We start from the raw sequence: 23,045 nt of genomic DNA, 5'->3' as shown, positions 1-23,045 counted from the left end.
TTAGTGGCGTATTTGGGTAGGGTTAGAACAACAGAACCAAGACAACAAAGTGGCGTAAAGCTTTAACGAAATTGGGTGGTGTTGAAACATCTGATAAAGTTGATCGGGTGATGCACCTTCCACATCTGGACTGTGCTGTGAAAGTCGCTGGATCAGTTGAGTATGGCGGATCAGCAGATCCGTCGGTTTGAGCATTGGAACTGTTGATGGAATAAAGCCGTCGGTATCGGGAGTAGGGGATGATTCCATTGTGGGAGTTGGCAAGGCAGAGGTGCTATTTTGTTCTTCAGCAGGGTCTGCCAATGCACAATTGATTGGAATCTGAATCCAGAATTCTGTGCCTTCACTTGGTTGAGAACGACACTTAAGCATTCCCCCATGTTTGTCTACAATAATTTGGTAGCTGATTGCCATACCTAACCCCGTTCCCTTCCCAACATCTTTCGTGGTGAAGAAGGGATCGTAAATGCGGCGAATTACCTCCTCTTTCATGCCTGGGCCGTTGTCGGCAATGCGAATTACAACCCACTGGTGGTCAATGGCTATGGTACGAATAGTGATTTGGGGATTGCGAGTTGGAGATTGAGGATTATTTTTAAGTTTCCAATTTTCCATGCTTTCTTCCAAAGCATCAATGGCATTTGCCAGGATGTTCATAAACACCTGATTCAATTGTCCGGGATAGCATTCAATCAGAGGAAGTGTTGCATAGTCTTTAACAATTTCAATTGCCGGACGATGAACATCTGCTTTCAGACGATGATGAAGAATCATTAGCGTTCCATCGATGCCATCGTGGATATTCACGGCTTTCATTTCAGCTTCGTCATGGCGGGAGAAGTTTTTCAGGGATTGGACAATTTCGACGATGCGACCTGTGCCCAGTTTCATCGAATCTAGCAGTTTGGGAAAATCCTGCATGATAAATTCCAGGTCTATATTGTCTAACTCTGATTCCAGTTCTGGAGGAGCAACAGGTAAAAATTTCTGATACTTTTCCAACAGATGCAACAAGTCTTGGGCGTATTCGGCAACATACTTTAAATTGCCGTAAATAAAGTTAACCGGGTTATTGATTTCGTGGGCAACTCCGGCAATGAGTTGCCCGAGACTGGACATTTTTTCGCTTTGGATCAATTTAGTTTGGGCCAATTGCAACTCATGGAGAGCTTGCTGAAGCCTTTGTGTCTGGGCTTTTGCCTGGACGGCTGCTTGAGTGCTCTGCTCGTAAAGCACAGCTTTGTCAATGGCGATCGCTGTTTGAGAGGCAAAGATACTCACCAGTTTCAGGTGTTCAGCCTTGTATGAGTCAGTTTTGACCGTTCCAATAGCGATCGCTCCCAGTACCCGCTCTTTGGCTCGTAACGGTACACAAATCATTGCACTAACGTTTTTTTGCCCCTCTAATCGCGGATCGGCTTGCACATCATTGACGAGTTCGGCCCGATTGGATTGCACAATGTTGCCGATAATTCCCTTACCGGGTTCTGGCTGATTGCGATCAAAAAACACTCCAAATTCCGCAATGATTTCAAACGCAGTTCCATCTGGATTCAAAAGCAGAATCATCCCCGCAGATGATTCAATTAATTGACTCAATTCTTGAAGTACAAGTTGGGCAATCTGTCGCGTATCTAAACTTGTTGTCAGTTGAGTCGAGATATCGTCAAACAAATCAATTTCCTGATATCGCTCTAACAATTCTTTGGCGAGTACTTTCTTTTCAGCTTCCTGCTTTGCCAGCAATGAGAGCAAATTTGCAAGTATAGTTGCCTGTTCTTCTCCAACAACCCAACCGATGATTTCTCCTGAAACATCGATTGGATAACGGTTTTCTACAGTTTGTTCTCCAATGCTAATTAGTTTCGTGCCGTCTGCTAGTTCAACATCAATCGCGATGTTGAACTGGTAGACTAAGTTATGAATAAGAGATGGCAACTCTTTTTTGTTGAGCATCTTTCTGAGGCTAACTGCGGGCATGAAACACCTCATCTAGAGCAGGTTGCAAATTTTTCACAATCAGTGTTGGTTCGTTGGCGTAGTTTCTCAAACAGAAACATACAGTGTATTGCAACCTCCTGCCACCTTCAACGTCGCTATCCATACTCCTTTGCATAAGCAAGCTAGAGCTACCATCTCCCGAAAAGAGAGGAATTGTCATAAAAATCTAGGGATATAACTGTTTACTAATTAAGACTAGTTTTCCCAAAAACCTTAGCGATATAACAGCGAAGTCGAGCAATAGCAAATACCTTTAAACCCTTTGCCAGAGGCATTCTTCCGTCCATTAGAACTTCCTTGCTGTTTGATGAGTTTTAGAAAAACTATAAGTAAACAACTTTTAATTGGATAAAACCATAGATTAAAATCTATGGTAAATTAATATTTCTTGTTGCTACTCCTCATAAGTTGGGAATCAGCTTTTTTGAGTATATAGGTGAGCGGATTTTTGAAAGTAAAATAATTGCCTTTAGTGTACCAAAAGAAGCGGCGATCGCCGCTTCTTTTGGTGATTTTAAAAAGTATTTAGGTAGGTGCTAGTTTTAGTTAGATCCGAGAGTAGCGAAAACGAAGTCTGAGTAGCCGTAGCCAGCGTAACCATATTTGTGCAGGTTGTTCAAAGAAAGTAAAAATATCACCGAAACCCAAATTAGTTTTGTGATGATGTAACCAGTGTCTTTCAGGAGTAGTAATAAATAGAATTTGGCATAAAATATTTACAGGCTTTGAAGTTTGCCAACCCAGTACACTTATATGTCTCCACCATACATGTAATTGACCAAGTAGTAATCCAGAAATCACGCCAATAGGAGAAAAAGACCACAGGACTACTGCTATAAGTAGATAAGGCAAAGCTCCCAAGATACCATCTAAAAGAACCTGGGAATTAAAAGTCAAAATAGCGTAGTGGCGGAAGTCTTTCTTCCAGGAGTGGTGCGTTTTTAAATGAAGGCTACCAAAAACGTGCTCGGGTACGTGGTAAAAGAATGTAGATAGAAAATCGCCAACAAACAGTAACAACCAAGCAACAGCGATAGCCTCAAGCATTTGTACTCCTCAAGTTTAATAAGAAAACTCCACAGAAAATATGCAAATGTCATGCTGTAGGCGTAGACACCTGTTTTGCGCTATGCAAGTAGCACTTGTGTATCTCATGAGTCTACCCTCCAGTTAATTTGGCTCAGAGTATATGTAATTGGATCAGTTGCAGTTTCATTCAATGAATCTCCGATCCTTAATGCAGTCAACAGCAACTTGTAAAAACCTCCAATTTGACTTCTAGCTCTGGGTTAATGGTATTAATACCTCTAAAACCCGATGTAAATACAGTATTTTACCAAAGTTACTACACAATCTTCTTACTAAGCCATACAGCGTAAGCAAAGGTTGAGTTAAGCTTGGTACAAATTTAGGTTAAGGATTTCTGCAATATTGTTAATTCTAAATTTATTGCAATTAAGCATTGCATGATGACTCGATTTAGAACGATCTAAATAGATATTATGCCAATATTAATTGAGTTATTAAGGTAAACCAATTTGGTTTATAGTTTAACTGAAAAACTATAAAATTTGGAGCATCTAGAATTAGCTAGATGCTATAGATATTTTCTATAAATCGAGTAATAATATCGCTCTTAATTTACACTTTCAATGATGAATAAACATTAAAAAGATAGGGATAATTTTATAATTTATCTTTATTTGCCAAGTGCTTTTGGATTTCCTTACTCTAGACCATTCGTTCGCTCAATTTATAGACACTGGCAACTTTATGTTTCACCCTTGTCCTGTGGTTACTGCTGTACATAGCTTGCAACGCACAGCGAACGGGGTATGCATTAGACTACAGCCTAAGCTAAAAAGCGTAAAAAATTAAATGCTAGAATACCAAATATTGATTCTTCCTTTATCATTTATAGACAAGTTAGTAAATCAGTAAAGCACACCTGCAATATTTATTTACAACGTGTCCTATAAAAAGGGTATCTCAGTATATCCAAAATTTAGGTTACTTTCCAGTTGGAAGGTAAAATCAAGATTTGAAGTTATGATTACACGATTTATCTATTTCAGTATGAACAAAAAATGGGCGGTCAAGCGAATCACTATAAACCTGGCATCAAATGAAGCCAAAAACCTTGAAAAATATTGTGAACAGACAGGCAGGCCAGCAACGGATGTCATCAGAGAACTTATTCGAGCCTTGCCACTGACGAAATAAAAGTAGATTTGCGAACTATTTTACCCTGGTTGATTTTCAAGATATAACTATTAAAATTTGGTTTAATTGGAGGTCTTATAATTCAGAGGTAGTAATTTTTTGTGATGATTGACAAGAACGTAAAAATTTAGTTTCTGGCGTGCTGCGCTCATTTACCGCGAGCGCAGCCAAAAAGAAGATGATACGAGCGCTATTTATTATAGAGTTGCACAATGAGGAGTGAGAGAATATCTTTTTGGTTCGGTGGCTATCCTTATGGTGTCGTCATCTGCGTCAGAAAATAATCTCTAACCCATATTGTTTAAAATTTTCGCCACAAACAATAGCATTGAGGTAGCAAATATACAGTCGTGAGGATCTAATCTTATAGATTACTGCTCTTGCAATTACTCATGTCAGAGTAAAATTGGAAACCTTTATCCAAATCTGACTTCTACTTTAACTATAACTCTTCTGGACTGGCGCTTTTCAGACTTGGCGTCAACGTTCAGCAGCTCAAGGCAAAGCTTGAATAAGTTCTCGAATCACGTCTATTGCTAATTGTCCTGTCTGTTCACAATACTTTTCAAGGTTTTGAGCTTCATCTGCTGTCAAATTGATAGTGATTCGCTTAAGCGCTCTTTTTTGACTGGAGGTGGTCAAACGGGGAAATTTCAGTGCAGCAGTTTTATTCATTGATTGATAAGCTAGATATATAGAAACTTTCCTTATCAAGATTGCCAATTTTGAGCTGTATTTACCAGTGAAAATCGAGATTTTGAGATTGAACTTAAGCTTTACTCCCAAAAATATTACTGAGAATACGAGGTATTAAATCACTAATACCCTACGTAATAAATCTGCCATCACCAAATGTAAGAAGCTTTCGGCTAAAGAAATGATGTTAGCAATGTCCTACAGTCCAGATAGTCTGTTGAGCAAGCGGCGTTGAATTACCGAGATGAATGGATAATAAAGGTAGTATTTATTACTAAATGTTTTGGTAATATGCCTATTTTAAATCTTCTGCAACATGAGATTATTCGTTTGTTATGGCTATTACCCTATATCTATAACAACCTAGTAGATAATTCCTTTTAATAAAAAGTGATTAAACGAACAGTGAGTTAATACATGACTTTACAGAATTGGAGACGTAAGCGTGGCGTTGCACTTACTACGAAGGGTTTACAAAAAATTAAAGAAGCAAAGCATCAGTCAGAAGCAAAAGAAAATTTTGGAAATCGGTATACTCTTGAAGAAATGAGTGTACGTTCTGGTTTATATTCCGCTACCATCTCGAAAGTATTGAATCGGGAGGGAGGAGTTGACAAACAGACTATTGAGAAGCTTTTTTCAGTTTTTAACTTAAAAATAGAGAAAAGTGACTATTCAAGCTCAAACACTCGTCTAGATTGGGGAGAGGCTATCTTTAACTCCGCTTTTTATGGGCGTATAGAAGAACTTATTACACTAGAGCAATGGATTCTCAATGAGCATTGCCAATTGGTTGCACTATTGGGAATAGGAGGTATTGGAAAAACAGCACTGTCTGTAAAGTTTGCTCAAAAAATTCAGGACAACTTTGAGTATGTGATCTGGCGATCGCTACGAGAAGCACCGCCTGTTAAAATTATTCTAGGTAACTTAATCCAATTTCTATCTGACGAACAGGAAACAGAAAGTAACTTATCAGAAAGTTTTAGCGATCGCGTATCGCGACTACTCTATTATTTACAAAATTATCGCTGTTTAGCGATCCTTGATAATGCAGAATCAATTCTCCGCAGTGGTAGCCGCGCTGGACTTTATCGAGAAGGATATGAGGAATATGGTGAGCTTTTAAGACGGGTAGGAGAAGCAACTCACCAAAGCTGCTTAGTGCTGACTAGTCGTGAAAAACCGAAAGAAGTGGCATTACTCGAAGGACAAGCACTACCTGTTCGCTCATTGCCACTGAGTGGATTGAAGGTGGCGGAAGGGCAAGAAATTTTAAAACTCAAGGGACTATCGGCGGCAGAAAATGAATGGAAAGTAATGATTGAACGTTATGCAGGCAATCCATTAGCCTTAAAGATAGTTGCCACAACCATTCAAGATGTTTTTGATGGTAATGTGACTGGATTTTTACAACAAGACACGGCTGTTTTTGGAGATATTCGCGATATTCTAGAGCAGCAGTTTGAGCGCTTGTCAGATTTAGAAAAGGAAATAATGTATTGGCTAGCGATTAATCGTGAGCCAATGGCGCTTCCAGAATTGCGAGATGACATTATATCACCAATACCACAAGCAAAATTACTAGAGGCTCTGGAATCTTTAGGAAGGCGATCGCTAATTGAGAAGGCTTCTCTACGAGACGCTGGGCTAATGCCAACACCTACGCTGATTGAAAAAAGTAAAGCACTATTCACACTTCAGCCTGTAGTCATGGAGTATATGACTAGTAGATTGATAGAACAAGTCTGTGAAGAAATTGTTACTCAGAATTTTGATTTGTTTAGGCGTCATGCTTTGATAAAGGCGACTGGTAAAGACTATGTTAAAGATATTCAGGTTCGCCTTATCCTTAAACCAGTCATAGATGGGTTGCTTTACGACTTAAGAAGCAAAAAAAATATTGAAAGTCGGTTAACTCAAATTCTTGCAACACTGCGAGAAGAATCTCCGCTAGAACCAGGGTATACGGCTGGCAATATTCTCAATCTGCTTTGTTATTTAGAGACGGATCTAAGTGGCTATGATTTTTCTTATCTGACTGTTTGGCAAGCAGACCTACGCAACGTAAATTTTCACAATGTAAATTTTTCTCATGCCAATCTAAGTAAATGTGTTTTTGCTGAAACCATAGGGGGTATTCACTCAGTGGCATTCAGCCCTGATGGAAAGCTTTTAGCGACAGGAGATACTAATAATGAGATTCGCCTGTATCAGGTTGTAGATGGAAAACAACTGCTTACCTGCAAGGGGCACAAGGGTTGGATTTGGCCAGTTACCTTTAGTCCCAATGGTTGTGTTCTCGCTAGTGGCAGTGACGATCAAACAGTGAAGTTGTGGGATACTAGCAGTGGTCAATGCCTAGCCACTTTACAGGGTCATAGCGGTGGAATCTGGTCTGTTTCCTTTAGCTCAGATGGTAATATACTAGCGAGTAGCAGTGAGGACACAACGGTGAGGTTGTGGGATATCAGTACCGGGCAATGCCTAAAGACTCTACTAGAACATGGTAGTCGGGTGTGGGCAGTTACCTTTAGTGCTGATGATACAATGCTTGCTACTGGAAGTGACGACCATACGGTAAGGTTATGGGATGTCATCACTGGTCAATGCCTAGCCACTTTACTGGGACACACCCATAGAGTACAGTCAGTTGCCTTCAGCCCAGATGGTCAAATATTGGCTAGTGGTTGTCATGACCATACAATAAAGCTGTGGGATGTTGCTACAAGCCAATGCCTTCATACCTTGCAAGGTCATACTGACTTAGTAAATTCGGTTGCCTTCAATTCAGACAGTATGATATTGGCAAGTGGCAGTGATGACCAAACGGTAAAGCTATGGGATGTCAGTACAAGCCAATGCCTCAAGACTTTCAAGGGGCATGGCACTCGGATCTGGTCAGTTGCCTTTAGTCCTGATGCTACGATGCTGGTAAGTGGCAGTGATGACCAAACGGTAAGGCTGTGGGATGTCAGTACAGGTCAATGCCTTAAGATTTTGCAGGGTTACTGTAATGGAATATGGTCAGTTACCTTTAATCCTCAAGGCACGATGCTTGTTAGTGGTAGTGGCGATCAAATGATCAGGTTATGGGATACCAGCACAGGTAAATGTCTTAAAACGTTGCAGGGGCATAGTAATCGGGTTACATCAGTTTCCCTTAGTCCAGACGGTAGCATCCTTGCAAGTGGTAGCGAAGATCAAACAGTGAGATTATGGGATATTAGCATCGGTCAGTGTCTCAAAACTTTGCATGGACATAGTAATCGGATCTTATCAGTTGCCTTTAGTCACGATGGTACAATGCTAGCAACTGGCAGTGATGACCAAACAGTAAAGTTGTGGGATGTCAGCACTGGTAAATGCTTAAAGACTTTACAAGGGCACACCCAGCGGATATGGTCTGTCGCTTTTAGTTTAGACGATCATACGCTAGCTAGTGGTTGCCATGACCAAACAGTAAGGCTTTGGGATGTCAGCAATGGTAAATGTTTCCGGATTCTGCAAGGTCATACTGACTGGATCTGGTCAATTGCCTTCAGCCCTGATGCTACCACATTGGCAAGTAGCAGCAGTGACCAAACAGTGAAACTATGGAACGTCAGCACCGGACTGTGTCTTAAAACTTTGTATGGGCATACCAATTCCGTATATTCAGTTGCCTTTAGTATGGATGGTTGTACATTAGCAAGTGGTAGCGGAGACCAAACGGTGAAACTGTGGGATGTCAGCACAAGCAACTGCGAGAAAACTTTATCAGCACACACCAAGTTAACCTGGTCAGTTGCTTTTAGTTCTAAAGGCAATACTTTAGCTAGTAGCAGTGAAGATGGGACGATTAAGCTTTGGGATATTTTAAAAGGTGAATGCCTGAAAACTCTTTTTAGCTCTAGACCTTACGAGGGCACTAATATCACGGGCATTACTGGTGTAACTTTTGCAACTATTGCCACTCTAAAAGCTTTAGGAGCAGTTGAATATAAGGAGTAGTATTACAGTTGTAAACCCTGCTCTTACATTTCGCGCTTGTTTTTGGCAAAAGCGATATTCGGAAAGCAAGTAATATCTATCACATATAAACCTTCCCTCCATCTGCCTTGCTTTACTGTGCAGTATATCCTCCATCAATTATCATGTTGTGCCCCGTGATGAAGGAAGTTGCTTCCGAACACAACCACACTACTGTTTCTGCCACTTCCTCCGGCTTTCCAATGCGTCCTATAGGATGCATTGCCTTAAGTTGAGCAAGTGCATCTCTAGACAAAGCACTCAGCATATCAGTCTCGATGACACCGGGACTCACAACATTGATCCGAATACCTTCCTTAGCATAGTCCATTGCCAACGCACGGGTTAAAGCAATGACGCCACCTTTGGTAGCACTATAGTTTGCAACGCTCGCAATACCTACAACACCAGCAATAGAAGCAACATTTACGATCGCCCCGCTGTTCTGTTTCAGCATTGCCCTGATTTCGTACTTGAGACAGAGCCACGTTCCTTTAAGATTTATATTAACCAGACGATCCCAGTCTTCTTCTGACATATCATCGGTGATTAAGCCGGGATTGCCCCCAATCCCAGCATTATTGCAAGCGCAGTCTAAACGACCATAAGTTTTTACAGTTTTATTTACCAGTGCTTCCACTTCAGCAGCATTTGAAACGTCAGTCTTGACAAAAATAGCTTCACCTCCTGTCTCTTTTATCAGGCTTACAGTCTCCTCACTTTCGGCAAGCCGACGACTAGCAACCACAACTTTTGCTCCAGCCTTTGCAAATGCGATCGCTGTTGCCCGACCAATACCTGATGAGGCCCCTGTAACCAGCGCGACTTTCCCATCTAATTGACCTGTCATAGGTGTGTTCCTTCCCTTTTGATTGCTTTGTTTTGCACCAACTGATAGCTCGATACTGCACCTACACCAAAAGCTAAGACTCCTAACACCGCAGAAGGTTCAGGGACAGGCACTGGTTCAAGCGCTGAAAATGCTAATTTTCCGATTAGCTTATGAGTAGCAGTCGTTGGATGGACTTCATCCCAGAATAAAAACTTGTCTGGAATACATATAACTGCTTGTGTGGTAACTTTGATCGGCACTACTGGTGAATCTCCGATGCACGAGTCAGTTCCATTCGTGAGATTGAATTCCTCTGGATCTGCAATAATCCGATTAAAAAGAGAATTAACATCAAGAGGAATAATGTTGACATTAGGGTTTAGTTCTTGACTCAAAAGTTTGAGGTTTGTGGTCAAGCTAGAGTTATGTTTACTGGTAAAAGTACTAAGTAAGCTAGAAATTTGACTATTGCCACCTGTAACTGGAAACTTTCCTAAATCTGGCACATTCAATACCATGATATCTCTAGCTCCAACAGCAGCAAGCGATTTGACCGCCGTTGATAAATTTGTAACACTCTGAGTAGGGTTGGGAGTGCCTTGGAAAAAGTAATCTAAATAATCATTAACACCTGCCCACAAGATATAGAGGGAGTTGGGATCGGCATACGGATTTGCTGTTGTAAAGCTTTTGATTTGTTGTTGTAATCCTGGTAGAGTGCTGATTCCTATATTCTTGAATCCTGTAGTTGCACCACCGAAGGCAAAGTTGGTGTTCGGATTGAAAGTTAACCCTAGATCGGAGGCGAGATATTCCACCCAAACCGGACCATTGGAAAAACGTTCATTAAAGTAAAGTGGCTTTTGGGGAACGATTCCGTTAGTTGCATTAAATACATTACCCGTATCGGAAAAGCTATCTCCAAAAACATAAATCTCGTCATAATCCTTTGCCGAGACTTTGAGCGGAAATATCAAAGATAACAGGTAAAAGCCCGCCGCCAGAATTTCTTTTTGCACGATTAACTACTGAGTATGATTTAAATCTTGATAGATAACTTTAACAAGGAACGAAGCTACGATCTAAGGAACTTTTCAGTGCTGATTCAGGTTCGTTGAGATGTGGAAAAAGACCTAGCGCTACGTTACCCCAACGCATCACACTTGCAGAGGCGACTCCTGCTGCACCAAAGCCATAAATGAGAACCAAATCATTTTCACGAATTTTACCCATCTGTGCAGCGTGATAAAGATTGGCCACGGTAAGTACTGGCCCAATATTAGCGTACAGAGGATAGAGGTTAAGGGTGCGCTCTGAGTCAATACCAAGTACACGTACACAGAAGCTTGAAAACCAGGCTGTGGCTGTATTGAAAAGGAAAAAGTCAATTTGATCGAGAGTTAAATCGGCAGCCGAGATAGCACCTTCGCAACAGGTACGTAAAAGCTGCGCCGATTCTTCACTGAGCGCATTTTTTGCGTCCTTGTTCAACTGCATACGAATTCGTGGATTGCCTTGCTTGTTTTCTGTAATATTTAAAGTTAATAAGTCACAGAAACAACTCGTATTAACAGTTTTTGTACTGAGTATTCCTTGATTAGGTTTGACTGAACCGATAACAAAGGCTCCAGCACCGTCGCCAAGAAACCAGGAAACGGTATCCTCCTCATCGACAAAGCGAGAGTAAGTGCACGAAATTACTACCAGTACATTGCGGTACTCACCTGCTCGTATTAAAGCACAGGCAGTTTGCAATGCTACTGGGGTAACACCACAAGCTCCATCAAGATTCCATGCAGCACCTTGCAGTCCCAGTTTTTGAGCAAGGAAGGCGGCATTACCAAATCCGATTTGTTCGGGCCAAATCGAGGCTACGAGCATGAGATCGACTTCTTCAGGATTCAGCTTCGCCGCTTTGAGAGCATCACGAGCTGCGCGCTCTTCCAGCATCAGCGATGATTCACCTGGAGCAAGTACCCGCTGTTCGACAGTACCACGAAAAGGATCTGACAGATATGGCAACATCTCCAAGTCAAACTCGTTGCTGGGGGTACCAGCAAGCGAAAACAGCCTTCCCAAGCTTTTTTCCTCGACTTGAGCAACTATATCTGGGTATTTCTCTCTGTAATAATCCTGCGTGCGTCTGACGCTGGGAAAGTTAACTGCGATCGCGCGAATACCTACTGGGTGATGCACCATGACAAATCTCCTCTTAGTAATTCGTAGCACCTTGTGCAATCAGATTGTGAATATGACTCTTAATTGGTGCAAGCCGGGTTGGATCGATTACTACGTCAACAACATACGGACAGGTCGAGGCCATCGCTTTCTCCAAAGCTGCCTGGATTTCCGGTTCCGTTTCAACACGGATGCCGTCAGCTCCCATTCCACAAGCTATCTTGACAAAATCTGCCTGCGGAATCTCTACATCTACATCATTGAACCCTAGCAAAGCCATTCCCTGATCGCACATACTATAGCGCCCATCATTTAGTACAATCCAAACGGCAGCAACTTGGTATCTTACGGCCGTGCTGATCTCATTGTTCATTAGCATGGCACCATCTCCAACTATGGCGACGGTCTTACCATTGCGTGCCAGTGAAGCACCCACAACGCCTGTAACGAAATGACCCATAGATGCAAACCTGGTACTGGCTCGAAAACGACCTGGTTTGGCAAATCGCAGTAAGTTAATTGCCCAAGCTAGTGAGTTTCCTCCTTCAGCCATGACAACCGCATCGCTTCCTTCAACTATTTGCCGTTGAATTGCATCCATAAGTACTTCCGGTCGCACTAGGCCCTCTATACGTGGATTAAGTATTACAGGCTTAGAACCAGGCAGCAACATTTCTGTTAACTGATTTGGGTGTTGTGAAAAGTACTTTATTAGTGCCTTTACAAACATTCCCACATCGGACTGGATGGCAAACGTTTCGGCAGATGGATATGCAGTTCCTGGAACCTCTGGGTCGATATCGACATGCACGAACCCTCGTTTTGGAATCATGGCGGAATTCCAGAACGAAGTCCACTCACTGAGGCGCGTTCCTAGCACCAACACTCGTAAAGGTCGTTGTTCTTGCATATACGTTAAAACTGACGTATGTCCGGCAAAACCTGTAACACCAACAAATTGAGGATGGTTTTCGGGAAAAATGCCCTTGCCTCTAGGCGAACACATTACCGCCGCTCCCGTCGCTTCTGCAAGCTGACGAATTTCTGCTGCTGCACCCCGCGCACCAAAGCCAACCCAAATGGCAAATGGCCCTTCTGAAAGCAAGCGCGTACATTCTGCAATAGTTTCCTCATTTACGGCTGCGGGAGCAAAAGAGAAAGCCACTCGTGGCAATGATGTGTTAAGTGAACTAGTTTGGATGTTAGTGGAGATATTTAAGTGTGCTACAAAGCCATCTGGTCGGGCTATACCAAGTGTCAACCGTCGATGAACCTTTGACAGTTCATCACAGCATTCGATAGTCGTCGCATAATGAAATACTGGTTCTGAGGTAAACAGCCCTACACTAGGCATGGTGTAACTGCTGGTTTCTTGGAATGCCCACCGTCCACGTTGCGGTGCCGATGTTGAAGGCGACAGAAAAATAACTTTAGCACCTTCCCAACGTGCAGCAAATAACCCGGTTAAAGCGTTGGTTATCCCTGGTCCTGTAGTAGTGAATACCACAACCGGGCGTTCGCTAGCAAAGTGCGCCTCAATGGCTGCAAAAGCGGCTCCTGCTTCGTGGCGAAAGTGTAACACCTGAATAGAACTTTGATGTAATGCAGCCCATACTGGCGCGATCGCACCTCCCGAAACACCAAAGGCATACTGCACTCCCATATCTTCCAGGATTTTTACCACTGCCTCCGCTACCGAAAAAGTTTTCGATGGCTTGCTATCAGATGGCTGTTTACTTGATAATTGTTTAGTATTATTCGCTTGTGTATACTGAAATTTAACATCCATACAAACTATACTTAGGAATAATTTCCTTTTTGGAATAACTATTATCCCACACCTAAACTTAGTAATATTGTAATATCAATGTAATATAAATTTGTTTGGATAACGCCCATACAACTTCGGTTGGCAATGCTCTCTAACGCAGGTATAACGGTAAACGACCTTGGCGGTTCACTTTGTCAATTATTTGAGTAACCTATAAGTTCCGCGTTGCCCTGATATAGAAAAATGTTCAGAGACTTCAAGAACAGGGATCTGGCGATGCCTGCGGCGGGCTGCGCCAACACAGATGGGTTCACCCGTCTTTTGGTTTGTGAAAACTGAACACTATTAATCAAGATCGGGAGTATAAAAGGTGATTCAATTAAATCAGTATAAGGCTTTAACTTTCGATTGTTACGGAACCCTAATTGATTGGGAAAATGGCATCTTAGGGGTGCTAAAGCCACTTCTGCTGGCACACAACACTAATTTGGATAACGATCAAATTCTTGATATTTTTGCTGAATTTGAAGCAGAACTCGAAATTGGAGAATATATCAAATATCGAGAAGTTTTGCAAAGAGTAGTTCAGAAATTTGGTGAACGATTTGGCTTTAAGCCAACTGCTGACGAACTAAATTCACTTGCCGATTCGATTCAGCATTGGCTGCCTTTCACCGATACAGTTGAGGCACTTAGAACTTTAAAGCAAAAGTTTAAGCTGGTAATTATCTCAAATGTAGATGACGATCTCTTTGCTTTCTCAGCAAAGCACTTGCAGGTGGAATTTGACCAGGTAATCACAGCAGAACAGGCAAAAAGCTACAAACCTTCCTTCAACAACTTCAGACTGGCTATTGAGAGAATTGATTTGCCGCTAGAGCAGATATTACACGTTGCTGCTAGTGTATATCATGATATCGTCACAGCCAAATCTCTAGGATTATCAACAGTATGGGTAAATCGTCGAGCAGAGCAAGGGGTTAGTGCGAGTTTACCAGCAGTCACTCAACCTGACTTAGAAGTGCCTGATTTGAAGACTCTCGCTGCTTTAAGTTCACAGTAATTTGCTGATTTGAATTTAACCACGAGAGGAACAAAAAGTAGATCGTATTTAGATAGAGAGATGCCAAAGAAAGAATTTGTTGTTAAAAAACTAAATAGAGATTGCAAGATAGATTGATTCTGCCTTACTCTAGAAAAAATACTACGTCAGTTTAATTTTCTTAAACTTTGGAAACCACAGCATATAACTGGCTTTCCTTTCCTGTGCGCCCTGCCGATAACCTTTTTCAATAAAACACTTTGATAGCCTAAAACGATGAAAGCATCTGCTAATTTTGACTTTGAAGACGAGAAATTCAATGCACCGCCTTCTCAAGTCCTTCCCTGGTGTCAGATGATTAATCCTCGGTATGGCACAGATGGGATACAATCTCACGGTTTGGCGATTAAGCTGGATAATGCCAATGCTGTCGGCTTTGTGCCAGATGATAATTGGCAGCAAGTTGAGCATGAATTTAGCTCTGGAGTAGAAACAGTCTTTATTAGCGCTACTCCACGCTTGGTCATAGTGCGTCGCGGGCCATTGTCTGTCAAAGACCGGGAAAGTGGTCTAAAACTGGGTACACTCAAAGATAATTATGATGCTTTTTTAGCCGACAAACTTAAATTTAAAACCTTTACTCGCTATCTAATTTTTATAGTAGGTGAGAATAAAAAGTTTTTACATGAATCACCACTACAACTAACTCTCAATGGTGCAGCCGGAGCGAGTTTCAGCAAAACCTACTGCGAATATCAACAAGGCAGAGTAGTAAGTGGATTCGTTGCTGAACTAGAAAAAGCTTATGCTATCTACCGCAAGCAACCTTTGACACCAAAAGGGCCTTTGTTCCACGCTCACGGAATTTTTTGTCCCATCATTGAGTGTGAAGAAAGAGGTATTGAACCAAATACAGTTTTGGTAGCTTCAACTGTGGACTATAAACATCCTACCGTAGGAACTTTAACGCAATATTTAATTGCTTCCGATGCTCTTGAGTCTGCAATGATTTGTAAGACTTTTGAAGAATACAAAGATTTTGGCAAGGAACCTATAAAATCAGAAACCCCTAAATTGGCAATGGCAGGAGTTTCCAACTCTTACGTTTATGCTGATGAAGATGATTTTGCTTATCCGCCGTATTAAGGAGAGTGAGGAGTTATGAGTTTTGAATTAATAACTCCTAACTCCTAATTTCTAACTTTATTCTTTGAGCAGTAAATAATATAATGAACCATTACCGCCTGTGACACCGGCGCGATCGCCCGCTAGTTTACCAGACCCCATGAAATAATCCACCCGGCCTGGGCCTTTAATGGCGCTTCCTGTATCCTGGTCAAGTACAAAGCGGCTAACAGTACGATTCTCTAGTTTGCCACCACCAGCAGGATAGGGAAATGAGTTATAAATCAGCGCTAGCGCTCCTGGAGGCATGAGAGACTTATCTGTAGCAATAGAACGTTCTGCTGTCACTGGCACATGAATACTGCCTGTAGCTCCGGTACCACCAGTTTCTTGGAAGAAAACAAACCTTTCCCAGCGTGGTAGATAATTGCTCAACTCCTGAGGTTTTTGTCGGAAATAAGCAATCATCCGTGGCATTGTCAATCCATTTAGTGGAAGTTTGCCATCTTTCGCCAGTTCTTTACCGATACTAGTCCAGGGGTAATCAGTTCCACCTGCATAGCCAATTGATGTTGTTTTGCCATTGGTTAATTTAATTTGGGCAGAACCTTGGATATGTACCATGTATGCGTCTAGGCGATCGCGAAACCAAAGCAATTCTAAACCGCGTAACTTGCTCTTATTCCCTTTTAAACCATCTTTCCCTTCCAAATCAATTCGTTTTGGGTGAGGTTTAGGCCATTGGCTAAAATCTGGTGGTAGCCGATAAATGGGATACTTATAGATTGCAGTTCTCACACGGCTAGCGGTGTAAACAGGTTCGTAGTACGCAGTGAACTTAACAGTACCCTTGCCATCGTTGCCCACAGATTGGTAAAAGACAAACTCACGACTAACAGCGGCTTGTAGTTGTGCTGCTGACTTAGAACTGACAAGCAGTTGGCGGAAACGTAGCAAACTCCGACGGACGCGATCGAGGGTAATTTCCCGAACTGGATAGTTTTGATATGCTGCGATCGCGTCACCCTTTGTTAGGTAAAGCAGACTGTTATCTATGGAAGCCAACAGCGCTTTGCGATCGCCTGTTTTACCTCTTTGACTCCAAATTTGCTCATCCCAACCCAAGCAAGTCGTCCGGATTGTACAATCGCTTTCGATAGTGATTGGTTTTAGCGGCGGCGTTAATTCAGGAGCGATCGGTATTGGTATAGGTGGAAGATCGGGAGTAGTCGGTAGTGGCAACGGCAGTAAGTTAGGAACCTGAGCAACAGCCGACCAGAGAGGGTTTACGAGGGCAATTCCTAGACTCAAGGAAAGCAAAGCAAGGGTTTTTCTCATCATTTAGTTGAATCTTTCAACACTGGAACTAAAAATCGGTTCTACTCGGATTGCCACAATCCGAGAAGGGCGTACTACCATATATTCCCCTTGAATATTTTTGATCGGCACGCTAATAAAGTCATTAGAAGCAGATTTTGGCACAAGTTCGCCGCTATACCATTTCTGAAACTCTTGAATAGTAGGAAAACGTACTTCTTCTCGGTGGCCGCTTTCCAATAGGAGGTATACGGCATATTCATTTGCGGTTCTAGCCATAAAGTTGAATCATTTAAAAAACATTCAACCTATTGTTAACCACGTAACCCCCGAATGAAAAGGGTAAGCATACGGGAGGTTGGAAGCAGGGGAGAAGGAGCAGGGGAGCAGGAGAACAGGGAGATGAAGGAGATAGGGGGACAAGGGGGTAAACAAAACTCCTAACTCCTAACTCTTAACTCAGCACTCAGCACTCCTAATGCCCAATGACTCTTCACTCTAGACGCCTAATCCTTTAAGCAGTTCCTTAAAAAGTGTAAGTTTGCTTTAGCTCTTGCATAACATTCCAATCAACCTCTGATAAGTCATTGCCATTGTTGAAAAACAGCTATTCATGAGGCGAAAATTATGAAACTTTACTATCGTGGCCTGAGCTACGAATATAATCAAAACAAAGTTGGCAGCAAAAAAACAGAACAGCCGTTTCAACCAGTTTCTCAAATTGGGCCAGCTTATAATTTGATGTACCGTGGTGTTAACTATTGTGTCGATCCAAATTCTAAATTGGCGAAAGTTCCTCTAGCACCAGTAGTCTATAAATTGAGCTTTCGGGGAATAACCTATTTTGTCAATAAAACTCAATTAGGAGAAGTTAGCGTAGTCTCTCAACCAACAACTACTTCAAAAGCTGAGGCACTGGCGATTTCTGAGGAATTATTAAAGCTTCAACAATAATATGCCTGCAAGCCGATCTGGAGTTTAGTTAGTCATAAACTTGTAATATAATCCTCAAAAAATCTTGCTGGAAATTTTGGCACTACCTACTTTTTTTCTCAATAAACCTTACCAAAGCTGGTAGTTGTGCCAAGATGAATTTGAGGAATTAAGGCTTGTGACACAATGTTAGGACAATTATTAGACGGACGTTACCAAGTCCTCCAGATATTAGGTGGAGGTGGATTCGGTCAAACCTACATAGCCCAAGATACCCATCGGCCAGGTTTCCCAAAATGCGTTGTCAAACACCTTAAGCCCGTCACTCGTAGCCCTGAATTTCTCAAAACTGCCAGACGGCTATTTACTAGTGAGGCAGAAACACTAGAAAAACTGGGCTACCATGACCAGATTCCTCGGCTTTTAGCCTATTTTGAAGAAAACCAAGAGTTTTTCTTGGTGCAAGAGTTCATTGAAGGACATACCCTAAAAGCAGAATTATTCCCCAATCAACGTTGGACAGAAGATCGAGTAATTCAACTACTCCAACAGGCTCTGGGTATTCTACAATTTATTCACAGCCACAACGTTATTCATCGAGATATCAAACCGGACAATATAATTAGGCGGCAACAAGACGGTAAGTTAGTGCTGATTGACTTTGGCGCTGTTAAACAAGTCCAAACTCAATTGCTCACAATTGCAGGGCACACGGGAGCTACTATTATCATTGGTACTCCTGGATATATGTCTACAGAGCAGGGGCAAGGTAAGCCCCGCCCCAACAGCGATATTTATTCTTTGGGCATTATTGGTATACAATCGCTGACAGGGTTACATCCGATAAACTTTGAAGAAGATCCAGATACAGGAGAAATTTCTTGGCAGCATCAAGCTAACGTCAGTTCTGAGTTGGCATCTGTGCTATCGAAAATGGTGCTACATCACTTTAAACAGCGCTATCAGTCTGCGGCTGAAGTTTTACACGTGCTTAAGAATCTCGATACTAGAGGAGAAGCGCGATCGCTCCAGCTACCATCTTTGACACCCAAAGAGCAAGAATATTATCGTAAAGATTACCAGGTAGAAGCGCAATCACTTCAACTACCAGATTTTACACAACCGCCTCAAGCTTCGCTTATTCAACAAAACTCAATTGGGTATCCGACTGCTTCTATTCTGTCTGGGGAAAGTTACAACCGCTTAGAAACAATTCTTTTAGAATTTGTCGGCCCCATCGCCTCAAGATTACTACGACAAGTTGCGGCATCAGCGTCCAATTTGGAAGAATTAATTAGTCAATTAGCCCTTCATCTTCGAGAAAATCAACAAATTGATTTTAAGAAGAAAACAACATTTTTATTAGAGAAACCTACTCTATTACAAGAACTTACTGTAAAATCCGACCAAGCTGGTATTAACTCAAATAATTTAGCAAACCAAGAATCTAAAGTCATCAGTGAAAAATTTCTGGAAGAGTGCGAACGTGAGTTAGCTAATTTAATTGGCCCAATAGCTAAGTTTCTAGTTCAAAAAGCTATAAAATCTTCTGGACAAATCTCTCGTGCAGAATTTGTGAAAATTTTAGCATCACAAATTCCTGAACCTCAAAAAGCTTTGCAATTTGAGCAACGCTTACTTTCTTGATTTTTTCGATTAATTATTCAGCATCTCCAAAGCTATTTTCAAGCTAGCTTTCATCCGATTAAATGCTTCTGCTAACCCGCCAATTTCATCATGAGAACTTTCTTCAAAATCAGCGCTCATATCACCAACACTAACTTTTTGAGCTATTTTCTCTATTCTTCTGATGCGCTGAATCACATATTTTGTAATTAAGAAGTTAATTAAGAAAACTACGATCGCAAAAATCGTAATTAAAAGTCCCATTATCAATATCCAAGTCTGTTTGGCTTTAGCAAAAATATCTTGAGAAGGAACAGAGATTATTTGGGCAGAAACAATCTGATTGAGTTGCCAGCCAAAACCATTTTCAGAGCCATAATTTAGCAACTGACTTTTAGGAGCCTGATCTGGTGTAGAATGACATCGCAAACATTTTGCTTGTGTAATCTTTAGTGGTTGTGCAATGTAAAATACTTCGCCTTCTGACAATTTACGAAAGCCTGTAATTTCTAGAGTATTAGGTTCGTTGCGAAAACGCTCGACAAGTTGAGTTTCAAAATTATCAGCTTTATCCGCTAAATTGGTTGGGTTAAGTGTTGCATCTTTATGAAAAAAGTTTTTGAATTCAGGCTTTTTACGAAAATTTTCGAAAACCTCTTTAGAGGAAAAAGTTGGTACTACTTCAGGCAGGAATGTTGGGTTAGTATCTAATCTAGGTTCTAATAGGGGAGCAATACGATTTTGTGTATAATCTCTAACTCCATTCACCATTTGGATGAGAATCTCTGCTTGAGAACTTACTTCATTTTGCGCTCTCTCTTGAAGTACACTGGATAAGGCAACGCCACTTCCCAAAATACTGATAATGAAAACTAATATTAAAAGCAAGTTAAATTTAGCACCTATTTTTAAGTTTTTTAACGTAATGTTGTTTAACATAACCTAAGCAACGAAGGTGGTCTGTGAGTTTGTCTAATATTTATTTATACCTGTTAGAAAGCATCTCAACAATATCTAAATAAATATTAATTTTTTACTGCAATATAACCCCTTTAGGCAGCAGTTAAATTTATCTAAATTAGTCCTGAAAGCCAAATTATTTCCTTAACCATAATTAGTGATGTTTGTGCGATTTCCCCGTCGTTTATTTCTGTTTCATCTACTAGGTTTTACATTTGCTGCCTGCAAACCACAAAATGGAGATGGGGTTGAGGGCACGTTAACTATTGGTGTAATTAACTATGGTGGAGGCGAACAGATAATTAATCAATATGCTAAATTTAATAGTTACTTAGGTGAAAAAACAAACTCATATATTCAGTTAGAGCCTGTTTTTAATGAAAATAGAGCGGTTGAGCGCCTTGATGCTCGTGCTTGGTCATTGGTATTTGCTCCACCGGGTTTAGCGGCTATTGCGATCGCACGTCACCAATATGTTCCTTTATTTCCTTTAATAGGTATTAGTAATTTACGTTCAATCTTCGTTGTTCGCAAAGATAATCCGATAACTGAATTGAAACAGTTGCAAGGCAAAACAGTGGCTTTAGGACAGTTAGGTTCAGCAACAGGATATTATTTTCCTCTTTACAATCTTTATGGTACAACATTAGCTGAGATACTATTTGCACCCACACCTAAAGCGGCATTGGAATTGGTCGCTCAAGGAAAAGCGATCGCCTGTGCCGTCTCGGAGGCGGAATTAAGTCTCTACAGTTCGCAGTTGGCGCCAACCGAATTCCGCATATTATTTAAAGACCCTCATTATGTACCATTAGGTGTGGTCTTGATTGGGCCGAATGTAGAACGTAACCGTCAAGAATTTATCCGCAAAGTAATGAGTGATTCGCCTTCAGGTTTAGCTCAAGAAGTGGGGTATGTACCCAATGGACAAGTACCAGATTACAAATACATGATTTCTGTGGTCGATCGGGTAAGTTCAATTAGTTCCAAGCTGCAAAAGAAGCCTGTTCGTTTATTCTAATTAAAGCAATAACAATACTTTCAGTCTTTGCTTTCTCTAAAAAAAAACCTCCTGTTAAAGAGGGTATTGTTATTTCTAAATTTTGTAAAGTATAAACTAAGAACAAAAAACAGCCAGCAAGTCTGACTGGAAAATAAGGTCAAAAAAACAATTTGAATCGTGCTAGCTGATTTTTAATCGTCTCTGTCAAGATTTTATCCAGTTCTGTAGTGTCTTGAAATTGTAAAATTTGCTGTGTTGGTAAGTCGAAGGGAAATTCACCTTCAAAATCCGGGCGTTGCATTTGCGCTAATAGAATCTGTTCAGACTTCTTACTTTGGATGGCATAGCCAATCTCAATACAGACATTCGGACTGGGAATTAATTGGGGCGTTTCTTTACCATCAATACTAGCAATGGGCGTGGTGTCAGCTATAAATAACAAACTCTTACGAATTTTCCGCATGATTGTGCGGTTAATTCGGAAAGTAGCACCGCTAGGACGAGAGGATTCTATTAATGTTAGGGGAAGACGCGATCGCAAGTTTAAATTGTCCAAACTTTTTTGCAGTTCTTCTTTGAGAATATTCGTTGCTGCGCCATACTCAGTTTGATAAGATAAAAAAATCGTTGGTTCTAACTGAGCCAACACCGCCTGCTTGGTGAAATAAATTTCATGACTAATTAAGTCAATGTTAGAGACGCAATAGCCACCGCTACCTTCAATATAAAATTCAATATTTTCCCCTTCCAAATAGCGCCCAAACCAAGTTGATTTTTTCACTTCGTCACTGTCTTCCAAAAAGTCTGCTCGCAATGCTGATTTCAGCAGGCTTTTTTTGCTTAAGCGAATGTCTGGCTGACGTTTTTCCAGCTCTGGAATCGGCTCATAATCCTGTAGATACCACGCTCTGAGCGCAATTATTGACATAAGGCGCTATTTTAACTGTTTCTCGCTATTTAACTTCGTATAATCTTACACCCAGAGGAGTCTTTATTTCAGACTTCTCTTTAAACACAACAACACCCAAGCCTCTACTCGCTGAACTCTTTCCTCTTTTTGTCGATCGCAGTTAGGGATATACTAACTTCCATTGCTTTTGTAAACAAGTAATGAAAATCAGTTACAGTGCCCCCTAATCTTCTAGATTTGAGGAAATAGCAGTTTTCGTGTTGGGTGTTGCTGTATTTGGACGAGACAGATGTAAGTTAAACAGCGTCTTATACCTCTTACTAACATTTCAAATGCAGCTGTTATATCTGCCACCGGAAGCTTGTTTCTTAGCTTCAACTATTAGATTATCACTTGTAGCTGGGAGGGATTTATTTT

19 protein-coding genes are annotated in these 23,045 nt (G+C 41.2%); 7 read left to right on the top strand and 12 right to left on the bottom strand.

Translation table 11 applies throughout. From position 1 onward, the window contains the following. From V7K45_RS30990 to V7K45_RS30980, 3 genes are all read right to left on the bottom strand, one after another. Nucleotides 1-1,980, bottom strand: coding sequence for a GAF domain-containing sensor histidine kinase (locus V7K45_RS30990; RefSeq protein WP_335009506.1), 1,980 nt, complete (start codon nucleotides 1,978-1,980; stop codon nucleotides 1-3). Beyond that, on the bottom strand, nucleotides 1,967-2,104 hold the full coding sequence (locus V7K45_RS30985) for a hypothetical protein (protein WP_335009504.1): 138 nt from the start codon (nucleotides 2,102-2,104) through the stop codon (nucleotides 1,967-1,969). The genes V7K45_RS30990 and V7K45_RS30985 overlap by 14 nt, the downstream gene beginning before the upstream one ends. Nucleotides 2,105-2,547: 443 nt before the next feature. Then, on the bottom strand, nucleotides 2,548-3,048 hold the full coding sequence (locus tag V7K45_RS30980) for a fatty acid hydroxylase (RefSeq protein WP_335009502.1): 501 nt from the start codon (nucleotides 3,046-3,048) through the stop codon (nucleotides 2,548-2,550). 1,029 nt (nucleotides 3,049-4,077) lie between these two features. Between V7K45_RS30980 and V7K45_RS30975 the strand changes: the two genes are divergently transcribed. After that, nucleotides 4,078-4,224, top strand: a complete 147-nt coding sequence (locus tag V7K45_RS30975) for a ribbon-helix-helix protein, CopG family (protein ID WP_094348756.1) — start codon at nucleotides 4,078-4,080, stop codon at nucleotides 4,222-4,224. 495 nt (nucleotides 4,225-4,719) lie between these two features. Here V7K45_RS30975 and V7K45_RS30970 read toward each other — a convergent pair whose 3' ends face one another. Continuing rightward, nucleotides 4,720-4,899, bottom strand: a complete 180-nt coding sequence (locus tag V7K45_RS30970) for a CopG family transcriptional regulator (protein ID WP_335009500.1) — start codon at nucleotides 4,897-4,899, stop codon at nucleotides 4,720-4,722. A gap of 438 nt (nucleotides 4,900-5,337) precedes the next feature. Here V7K45_RS30970 and V7K45_RS30965 point away from each other — a divergent pair, with 438 nt between their 5' ends. Further along, on the top strand, nucleotides 5,338-8,913 hold the full coding sequence (locus V7K45_RS30965; RefSeq protein WP_335009498.1) for an NB-ARC domain-containing protein: 3,576 nt from the start codon (nucleotides 5,338-5,340) through the stop codon (nucleotides 8,911-8,913). Nucleotides 8,914-9,025: 112 nt separating this feature from the next. On the opposite strand, the gene V7K45_RS30960 is transcribed toward V7K45_RS30965, so the two are convergent. Genes V7K45_RS30960 through V7K45_RS30945 form a run of 4 tightly spaced genes read right to left on the bottom strand, consistent with a single transcriptional unit; the run spans nucleotide 9,026 to nucleotide 13,730 of the window. Continuing rightward, nucleotides 9,026-9,781 carry an SDR family oxidoreductase gene (locus V7K45_RS30960; RefSeq protein WP_335009496.1) on the bottom strand — a complete coding sequence of 252 codons (756 nt, stop codon included), beginning with the start codon at nucleotides 9,779-9,781 and terminating at the stop codon, nucleotides 9,026-9,028. Beyond that, on the bottom strand, nucleotides 9,778-10,782 hold the full coding sequence (locus V7K45_RS30955) for an SGNH/GDSL hydrolase family protein (RefSeq protein WP_335009495.1): 1,005 nt from the start codon (nucleotides 10,780-10,782) through the stop codon (nucleotides 9,778-9,780). Before V7K45_RS30955 ends, V7K45_RS30960 begins: the two co-directional genes overlap by 4 nt. A 40-nt stretch (nucleotides 10,783-10,822) precedes the next feature. Continuing rightward, entirely contained in the window at nucleotides 10,823-11,962 is a 1,140-nt protein-coding gene (locus tag V7K45_RS30950; RefSeq protein ID WP_335009493.1) for a 3-oxoacyl-ACP synthase III family protein, read from the bottom strand. A 13-nt stretch (nucleotides 11,963-11,975) separates the two neighbouring features. Then, nucleotides 11,976-13,730 carry a ScyA-related TPP-binding enzyme gene (locus V7K45_RS30945; RefSeq protein WP_335009491.1) on the bottom strand — a complete coding sequence of 585 codons (1,755 nt, stop codon included), beginning with the start codon at nucleotides 13,728-13,730 and terminating at the stop codon, nucleotides 11,976-11,978. 352 nt (nucleotides 13,731-14,082) lie between these two features. On the opposite strand from V7K45_RS30945, the gene V7K45_RS30940 reads away from it, so the two are divergent. Together V7K45_RS30940 and V7K45_RS30935 are read left to right on the top strand one after the other, a co-directional pair. Next, nucleotides 14,083-14,775 carry a haloacid dehalogenase type II gene (locus V7K45_RS30940; protein WP_335009489.1) on the top strand — a complete coding sequence of 231 codons (693 nt, stop codon included), beginning with the start codon at nucleotides 14,083-14,085 and terminating at the stop codon, nucleotides 14,773-14,775. 255 nt (nucleotides 14,776-15,030) lie between these two features. Continuing rightward, nucleotides 15,031-15,900, top strand: a complete 870-nt coding sequence (locus tag V7K45_RS30935; RefSeq protein ID WP_335009487.1) for a DUF5895 domain-containing protein — start codon at nucleotides 15,031-15,033, stop codon at nucleotides 15,898-15,900. Between the two features lie 57 nt (nucleotides 15,901-15,957). Here V7K45_RS30935 and mltA read toward each other — a convergent pair whose 3' ends face one another. After that, nucleotides 15,958-17,217 (bottom strand): murein transglycosylase A, encoded by a 1,260-nt coding sequence (gene mltA / locus V7K45_RS30930; RefSeq protein WP_335009526.1) that lies wholly within the window; start codon nucleotides 17,215-17,217, stop codon nucleotides 15,958-15,960. A gap of 3 nt (nucleotides 17,218-17,220) precedes the next feature. Next, on the bottom strand, nucleotides 17,221-17,475 hold the full coding sequence (locus V7K45_RS30925; protein ID WP_190728057.1) for a hypothetical protein: 255 nt from the start codon (nucleotides 17,473-17,475) through the stop codon (nucleotides 17,221-17,223). A gap of 348 nt (nucleotides 17,476-17,823) precedes the next feature. Between V7K45_RS30925 and V7K45_RS30920 the strand changes: the two genes are divergently transcribed. Together V7K45_RS30920 and V7K45_RS30915 are read left to right on the top strand one after the other, a co-directional pair. Further along, entirely contained in the window at nucleotides 17,824-18,150 is a 327-nt protein-coding gene (locus V7K45_RS30920) for a DUF4278 domain-containing protein (RefSeq protein ID WP_335009485.1), read from the top strand. Between the two features lie 165 nt (nucleotides 18,151-18,315). Next, nucleotides 18,316-19,776, top strand: coding sequence for a serine/threonine-protein kinase (locus tag V7K45_RS30915; protein WP_335009483.1), 1,461 nt, complete (start codon nucleotides 18,316-18,318; stop codon nucleotides 19,774-19,776). Nucleotides 19,777-19,785: 9 nt separating this feature from the next. Here V7K45_RS30915 and V7K45_RS30910 read toward each other — a convergent pair whose 3' ends face one another. Further along, the gene (locus V7K45_RS30910; protein WP_335009481.1) at nucleotides 19,786-20,694 is read right to left on the bottom strand and encodes a c-type heme family protein; all 909 of its coding nucleotides are present in this window, start codon (nucleotides 20,692-20,694) and stop codon (nucleotides 19,786-19,788) included. Between the two features lie 181 nt (nucleotides 20,695-20,875). Here V7K45_RS30910 and V7K45_RS30905 point away from each other — a divergent pair, with 181 nt between their 5' ends. Further along, nucleotides 20,876-21,736: a phosphate/phosphite/phosphonate ABC transporter substrate-binding protein gene (locus V7K45_RS30905; protein WP_335009479.1), complete on the top strand. Its 861-nt coding sequence runs from the start codon at nucleotides 20,876-20,878 to the stop codon at nucleotides 21,734-21,736. Nucleotides 21,737-21,875: 139 nt separating this feature from the next. Here V7K45_RS30905 and V7K45_RS30900 read toward each other — a convergent pair whose 3' ends face one another. Continuing rightward, nucleotides 21,876-22,646 carry a hypothetical protein gene (locus V7K45_RS30900; RefSeq protein ID WP_335009475.1) on the bottom strand — a complete coding sequence of 257 codons (771 nt, stop codon included), beginning with the start codon at nucleotides 22,644-22,646 and terminating at the stop codon, nucleotides 21,876-21,878. Nucleotides 22,647-23,045 lie beyond the last annotated feature (399 nt).

It is taken from the genome of Nostoc sp. (assembly GCF_036917375.1).
GTDB lineage: Bacteria > Cyanobacteriota > Cyanobacteriia > Cyanobacteriales > Nostocaceae > Nostoc.
This window is presented reverse-complemented; position numbering and strand designations above follow the sequence as displayed.

Excerpts from the sequence above, each read along its gene's own strand:
- V7K45_RS30960 (WP_335009496.1), bottom strand. The coding sequence starts at position 9,781 with ATGACAGGTCAATTAGATGGGAAAGTCGCGCTGGTTACAGGGGCCTCA.
- V7K45_RS30900 (WP_335009475.1), bottom strand. The coding sequence starts at position 22,646 with ATGTCAATAATTGCGCTCAGAGCGTGGTATCTACAGGATTATGAGCCG.
- V7K45_RS30905 (WP_335009479.1), top strand. The coding sequence starts at position 20,876 with ATGTTTGTGCGATTTCCCCGTCGTTTATTTCTGTTTCATCTACTAGGT.
- V7K45_RS30950 (WP_335009493.1), bottom strand. The coding sequence starts at position 11,962 with ATGGTGCATCACCCAGTAGGTATTCGCGCGATCGCAGTTAACTTTCCC.
- V7K45_RS30990 (WP_335009506.1), bottom strand. The coding sequence starts at position 1,980 with ATGCCCGCAGTTAGCCTCAGAAAGATGCTCAACAAAAAAGAGTTGCCA.
- V7K45_RS30935 (WP_335009487.1), top strand. The coding sequence starts at position 15,031 with ATGAAAGCATCTGCTAATTTTGACTTTGAAGACGAGAAATTCAATGCA.
- V7K45_RS30970 (WP_335009500.1), bottom strand. The coding sequence starts at position 4,899 with ATGAATAAAACTGCTGCACTGAAATTTCCCCGTTTGACCACCTCCAGT.
- mltA (WP_335009526.1), bottom strand. The coding sequence starts at position 17,217 with ATGAGAAAAACCCTTGCTTTGCTTTCCTTGAGTCTAGGAATTGCCCTC.
- V7K45_RS30920 (WP_335009485.1), top strand. The coding sequence starts at position 17,824 with ATGAAACTTTACTATCGTGGCCTGAGCTACGAATATAATCAAAACAAA.
- V7K45_RS30945 (WP_335009491.1), bottom strand. The coding sequence starts at position 13,730 with ATGGATGTTAAATTTCAGTATACACAAGCGAATAATACTAAACAATTA.
- V7K45_RS30965 (WP_335009498.1), top strand. The coding sequence starts at position 5,338 with ATGACTTTACAGAATTGGAGACGTAAGCGTGGCGTTGCACTTACTACG.
- V7K45_RS30910 (WP_335009481.1), bottom strand. The coding sequence starts at position 20,694 with ATGTTAAACAACATTACGTTAAAAAACTTAAAAATAGGTGCTAAATTT.
- V7K45_RS30925 (WP_190728057.1), bottom strand. The coding sequence starts at position 17,475 with ATGGCTAGAACCGCAAATGAATATGCCGTATACCTCCTATTGGAAAGC.
- V7K45_RS30975 (WP_094348756.1), top strand. The coding sequence starts at position 4,078 with ATGAACAAAAAATGGGCGGTCAAGCGAATCACTATAAACCTGGCATCA.
- V7K45_RS30915 (WP_335009483.1), top strand. The coding sequence starts at position 18,316 with ATGTTAGGACAATTATTAGACGGACGTTACCAAGTCCTCCAGATATTA.
- V7K45_RS30980 (WP_335009502.1), bottom strand. The coding sequence starts at position 3,048 with ATGCTTGAGGCTATCGCTGTTGCTTGGTTGTTACTGTTTGTTGGCGAT.
- V7K45_RS30985 (WP_335009504.1), bottom strand. The coding sequence starts at position 2,104 with ATGGATAGCGACGTTGAAGGTGGCAGGAGGTTGCAATACACTGTATGT.